This is a genomic window from Archangium sp., from assembly GCF_036389735.1.
In the GTDB taxonomy this organism is placed as follows: domain Bacteria; phylum Myxococcota; class Myxococcia; order Myxococcales; family Myxococcaceae; genus Archangium.
Genome location: NZ_DASVWK010000484.1, coordinates 1 through 4,794 on the forward strand (window position 1 = coordinate 1; position 4,794 = coordinate 4,794).

Consider the following 4,794-nt stretch of genomic DNA (forward strand, 5'->3'; position numbering starts at 1 on the left):
TGGCGCCGCTGCCCACCACCCAGCAGCCCATCTTCTTCTGGGCGTCCCAGTTCGAGTCCCTGGTGCTCGCCGGCAACCCCGGCGCGACCCTGTTCGAGGACATCCTGTACGTCAGCACCCTGCCGCGCTACACGGAGTACGGCCAGTACGCTGGCTTCCCGGATCTCGCCGTCGTCTCCAACCCCCAGCCCGGCCAGGGGGACCTCTCGCTCGCGCTCGAGTACGGCAATCCGTATCCGCGCCAGTGGGATCGCATGATCACCGCCCAGTCGGTCGTGTACGTGCCGTTCGCGGCCACGCTGCCCGATGGCACGGCCGCCCGGACGGCCCGGTTCTCGGCCACCACCTATTCCCAGACCCGGCTGGTGGACGGCACGTGGCAGCCGATCTCCCCCCGCATGGGCCCGGTCCAGAGCCCGAAGATCAACGGCCAGGACGCCATGGGCACGGTCACGGGCGTGGGGCTGACCCCGGTCGTGACCTGGACGGCTCCGGCCCTGGGGACCCCGACCCGCTACCAGGTGCGCGTGTATGAGCTCATCGCGACGGCCACGGGTGGCACCTCCCGCGTGACCGTGGCGAACCTCGGCACGACGCAGACGCAGCTCCGCCTGCCGCCGAACCTGCTGGTCGCCGGCAAGACGTACTTCCTCCAGCTGCAGGCCATCTACCAGCCGGGTTACAACCCGAATGCGCCGTACCTGACCGGCCCGGAGTACGACTACACCTCGTCGTACTCGGGCAAGTTCCAGCCCTGAACCGCTCCGCCCGCCGGGAGCACGGAGAGTGCCTCCCGGCGGTAGGGTCAGGGGGAGGAGTTCAGAGGGGAAGGCGCCTGGGCGGCCGGAAGGTCGAGCACCATGCGCGTCCCGCTCCCGGGGTGGCTGTGGACGTGGAGGTGACCGCCCCAGGACTCGACGAGCTGCTTGACGACGGGCAACCCCAGGCCGGTTCCGTACCCAGGGGGCTTGGTGGTGAAGAAGGGCTCGAAGATGCGGGCGAGCACCGCCTCGGACATGCCCGGGCCGTTGTCCCGCACCCACGCCTCGATCCGTCCCCCGGGCAGGGCCCGCACGCCGGCCTCGATGAGGGGCTCGCGCGTGTCCGTGACCGCGTCGGCGGCATTGCCGAGCAGGTTGAGGAACACCTGCTGTGCATGCACCGGGTTGGCGCGGATGACACAGGCCGTCTCGGGGAGGACCAGCGACACCCGCACGTGGTGGATGCGCCCGGTGAGCCGCAGCATGTGGCGCACCTCCTCCAGCGTCCGGCCGAGCTCGGCCTCGGGCTGAGGGCCTTCCGCGGGGCGGGCCAGGTTCAACAGGGTGCGCGACAGCTCGGTGACGTGGCCGCTCACATGGGTGAGGATGTCCCGCTCGCTCAAGTCCTCCTCGCCCGCGTCGTCGGGGGCAGCGGGCTCCAGGGCGCTGCGCATCACCTGGGCGATGTTGTTCAACTCGTGGCTGACGCTGGCGGCGAAGGTGCCCAGCGTGGCCAGCCGATCCGCGTGCACCACCTGCTGGCGCAGCATGTCCACCGTGGCGAGCGCGCTGTCGCGCTGGGTGGCCAGCATCTGGTGGTAGGCACGCACCTTGAGGAGGTTGGAGACGCGAGCCCTCAGCTCCGCGCCATGCACCGGCTTGTGCAGGAAGTCGTCGGCGCCCGCCTCCAAGCCCTGGAGCACCTCGTGCCGCCCATCCAGGGCCGTGATGAGGACGATGGGGATGTAGTCCCCTCGCATCCGCTCGCGCAGCCGGCGGCAGACCTCGAAGCCGTCCAGTCCCGGCATGACCACGTCGAGAAGAATCAGGTCCGGCGGCTCCTCGCTCGCCACCGCCAGGGTTTCCTCCCCCGTGGAGGCGAAACGCAGGCGGTAGCCGAGGGGTGCGAGCAGGGTCGCGACGATTTTACGACTCACCGCGTCGTCATCGGCGATCAGCACCCGTCGGGAGGCTGGCGCAGGGCCCTCTGCGGAAGGAGCGGCGGGAGAGGCCTTTTCTGTCATTCCGGCTCCTTAAACTACTGAACCCCCCCCTCCGTCATCCTGATTTCCCGGGAAGCAGGGAGTCGATTCCCGTTGACTTACACCCGCGCTGGAATTCACGACGCTTGTGGGTTCAAGTATAAGAGGTGTTCCCGTCAGGCACGCCCTTCCCCCCCCCCGCGCCTGCTGGAAAGAGGCCCCCGTGTATTTCCCGCGACTCGTGCTGGCCCTGGCCTTGTCCTGGGGGCTGATTGCCTGCGGCGACTCCCACAAACCGACGGTGTCGGGAGTTGCCGCCTCCAATCCCGCGGCGAGCGGTGACAGGCCGCGGGAGGCCCCCGCGGCCAAGAAGATCGCCCTGGTGATGAAGACCCTCACCAATCCCTTCTTCGTCGAGATGGAGAAGGGCGCCCGGCGGGCCCAGAAGGAGTTGGGCGTCGAGCTGCTGGTCAAGACGGCCTCGCAGGAGACCTCGATCGAGCAGCAGATCCAGATCGTCGAGGAGCTGATCCGGATGAAGGTCGATGCGATCGTCATCGCCCCCGGAGACTCCCTGCGGCTGGTGCCGGTGCTGAAGACCGCGCAGGAGGCGGGGATCCAGGTGGTCAACATCGACAACCGGTTGGACGCCGAGGCCATGAAGAAGCACGGCCTGAAGCACGTGCCGTTCATCAGCGCCGACAACGAGAAGGCCGCGTACGCGTCGGCCCGGTTCATCTCCCGGCACATCAACAAGCCCACCGAGGCGGCCATTCTCGAGGGCATTCGCAACGCCGACAACTCGCGCCAGCGCAGGAGCGGGGCGGAGCGGGCCTTCCAGGAGAACCCCCACGTCCGCATCGTCGCCAGGGAGACGGCGAACTGGAAGATCGACGAGGGCTATGCGGTGACCCGCAGGCTCTTCTCCGTGCATCCGAACATCCGCCTGCTGTTCTGCGCCAATGACATGATGGCCCTGGGCGCCCTCAAGTACCTCCAGGAGTCGGGAAGGGAGGGGGTGAAGGTGGCGGCCTATGATGCCCTCGAAGAGGCCAAGGAGGCCGTCAGGGCGGGCCAGTTGGCGGTGACCGTCGACCAGCAGGCCTCCGAGCAGGGCTACCAGGGTGTCGTCTCGGCCCTCCGTGCGCTCAAGGGCGAGACCCCGTTGGAGGTCGTGCTCGTCGAGACGCGCCTGGTGACCGCGCGGGACCTGAAGTAGCCCGGCCCCCATGGACAGCGTGGCCCTCCGGTCCTCCATCACGTTCAAGCTGATCGGCTACCTGTTGGCCGTCAGCGTGGCGCCGCTGCTCGTCTTCGGCGTCACCGCCTATGACCTGGCGCAAAGCACCATCGTCAGTCTGGCCAGCGACTACAACGCCCGGCTGCTGGCCAACCAGCGCGACTACCTGATCCTCCAGTCCGATCAGGTGGCGAGTCTGGCCACCACCATCGCCGGGGTGGAGGACATCGCCAACGTGCTCGCCGCCGCGGAGGCGGGCGACAGCTACTCCGCCTTGGCCACCCAGGCCCGGCTCGGCTACATCTTGAGCAGCTACAACAGCCTGAAGGGGCTGGCGTCCATCGACCTGTTCACGCCTCGCGGACGGCACTTCCATGTGGGCGATACCCTGGACGGCTCCACCGTCAGACCGGACTTGAGCAGCCGGTTCTACGCGGCCACCCTGGACTCCCGTGAGTCGCTCGTCTGGCATGGCGTGGAGGACAACGTCAATGTGAGCTCCACCTATCGCAAGGTGCTCGTCACCACCCGGCTGATCCGGCGCGTCCATCCGGACCGCATGGAGCTCGAGCCGGTGGGCATCGTCGTCATCAACTACTCGATCGAGCACCTGTATGAGCACTTCCGGAACCTGGATGTGGGCGCCGGGGGCTACCTGATGGTCGTCGACGGCCAGGGACGCCTGATCTTCCATCCCGACAAGTCGCTGATCGGCCAGCCCCTGTTGCCCGAGTTCAAGGCGTTGCTGAAGGGGCCGCAGGGCATGATGGCCGTGCGGCTGGGCGACCAGGATGTGCTGCTCAACTACCTCCACCTGGGCCAGATGAACTGGCACGTGGTCAGCATCCTGCCGCGGGTCGGCTTGATGGCGCCCATGGCGAGAATCGGAGGCGTCGGCCTGGCCGTGCTGCTGGCCTGCTTCGCCGTCATCGGTGGGGTGGCCGTGCGCTATTCGCGGCGCGTGGTGGCCCCCATCCGGGCGATCTCCGAGGGCTTCCGCAACATCCAGAGGGATCAGCTCCAGCAGGTGCGGCCGCTGCCGCCCTCGCGGACCCAGGATGAGATCGGGAAGATGGTGGGCTGGTTCAACGCCTTCCTGGACAACCTGCATGCCCGGCGACGCTCGGAGGAGGAGCTGCGCCAGGCCAAGGAGTCGGCCGAGAAGGCCAACCGCTCCAAGGGCGAGTTCCTCGCCAACATGAGCCATGAGATCCGCACGCCGATGAACGCCATCATCGGCATGACGCAGCTGGCGCTCGAGGCCAGGTCCCTGGAGGAGCGGCGCGACTTCATCATCAAGGCGAGCCGCTCGGCCCAGTCCCTGCTGGGCGTCATCAATGACATCCTCGACTTCTCGAAGATCGAGGCCGGCAAGCTCGAGTTCGAGCAGGTGCGGGTGTGCCTGAACGAGCTCATGTCGGGGCTCGCGGACGTGTTCGCCAGCACGGCCCAGGACAAAGGGCTCGAGCTGCTGTTCGACATGGGGCGCGACATCCCGGGCGAGCTGAGGGGGGATCCGCTGCGGCTGCGGCAGATCCTCCAGAACCTGATTGGCAATGCCATCAAGTTCACCGCCGCCGGAGAGGTCATC

Annotated in this window: 4 protein-coding genes; 3 read left to right on the forward strand and 1 reads right to left on the reverse strand. The window is 67.8% G+C overall.

Annotated features, from left to right (window positions below):
- Positions 1-758: hypothetical protein (locus VF794_RS17215; protein ID WP_331111743.1), on the forward strand; the 758-nt coding region annotated here is incomplete at its 5' end.
- A gap of 47 nt (positions 759-805) precedes the next feature.
- Here VF794_RS17215 and VF794_RS17220 read toward each other — a convergent pair.
- Entirely contained in the window at positions 806-2,005 is a 1,200-nt protein-coding gene (locus VF794_RS17220; RefSeq protein ID WP_331111745.1) for a sensor histidine kinase, read from the reverse strand.
- 181 nt (positions 2,006-2,186) lie between these two features.
- Between VF794_RS17220 and VF794_RS17225 the strand changes: the two genes are divergently transcribed.
- Together VF794_RS17225 and VF794_RS17230 are read left to right on the forward strand one after the other, a co-directional pair.
- Entirely contained in the window at positions 2,187-3,182 is a 996-nt protein-coding gene (locus VF794_RS17225) for a sugar ABC transporter substrate-binding protein (protein WP_331111747.1), read from the forward strand.
- 10 nt (positions 3,183-3,192) lie between these two features.
- A partial coding sequence (locus tag VF794_RS17230) for a histidine kinase dimerization/phospho-acceptor domain-containing protein (protein ID WP_331111750.1) occupies positions 3,193-4,794 on the forward strand: 1,602 nt, incomplete at its 3' end.